This window comes from Elusimicrobiota bacterium (assembly GCA_040757695.1).
GTDB lineage: Bacteria > Elusimicrobiota > UBA8919 > UBA8919 > UBA8919 > JBFLWK01.
Genome location: JBFLWK010000238.1, coordinates 1 through 1257, shown reverse-complemented (window position 1 = coordinate 1257; position 1257 = coordinate 1). Strand labels below are relative to the sequence as shown.

Sequence of the window (1257 nt, the reverse complement as noted above, 5' to 3'; positions counted from 1 at the left end):
AGATACCAATGGCGAGAGAATCCCGTGGACTCCTAAAATATTTAAAGATTCTATTTATACAAAAGTACATAAAAAAAATGGTATTTACATTTATAGATGGACTCCTAAAAGGGAGGCAAATAAATGAATAAAAAAATACTACCGATTCTGATTGTTATTGGATTTTTAATATGGAGTGGTGAAGTTATTGCTGAAAACATTGTATTAGGAAGTTACGCCAATTTTCCAGAGAAAGTGCGAATCATACATAAACCAGATGGAGCAAGTCCTAATCGTGTTCCTGAATCTGTTGTTTTTACAGATTATATAAAAGGTGTTGTTTATGGTGAGATTAGAAATATAGATGACTCATATGGACTTTCTTCAGCCCAAAAAGTAAATGTGTATAAAGCACAGGCATTAGCGGCTGAGACATATTTTGCCAGTCGTATTGTCGGAAAAAACCCTTATGGGACTTATACAGACCCAGATACTAATGAAACATATCCTATTGTATATGATAGTGAAGCATTCCAAGTTTATTTGCCTTACGATGGTAGTATTTCAGAAATTGGTCAAGCAGTTGATTCTTCTGATGTGACCAATAAAGCGATATATTTTAGTGGCAGTATTTTTGATACATTATATTTTAACCAAACAACAAATGGTTTTACAAAAAATAGTGAAGACGCCTCGTCAAATGGATATTGGTATAATGAACCTTTACGAAAACAGATTAGTCCATGTGGAAATCCATCAGATACAGCGGGACAATGTGGAATGTCACAGATTGGAGCAATACTTTTGGCGGGTTCAACTTGTGGTAGCAGAGATTATGAAACTATACTTAAACATTATTATGGAGCAATGCCCCCATATGTTAAGAAAGTTGTAATAACTCAAGAAGGTCAAACTTGTTATACTGCTGAATTGATAGACGATAATAATAAACCAAGTCCGACGAGGCATTTAATTCCGGGGGATTCTTTGGAATCAAGAAATCTGAAACCATTAAATGCAAATTCCAATGCAACCATAACAATAGAATTTAGCGAGTATGTTGTCAGCCCCGGTGCAGGGATACAAATAGAAATTGATAATACGACAATTACTGGCGGTTCAAGAAACAGGGCGGGACAACATTCACCGCCTGAAACTTGGACATTTACTTTAACACCTTCTCAAATTACTTCTTTGGGCGATGGTCAAAAGACCTTAAAAATTACTGCCTATAATCTTTCCGCTCAATCATTAGAATTGGACTCAACCCCGAAAACA

General features: G+C 35.5%; 1 protein-coding gene. It reads left to right on the top strand.

The features are described from left to right. Nucleotides 1-123: 123 nt before the first annotated feature. Nucleotides 124-1257, top strand: a 1134-nt coding sequence (locus tag AB1349_14460; GenBank protein MEW6558528.1) for a hypothetical protein, incomplete at its 3' end; no start/stop codon positions are given.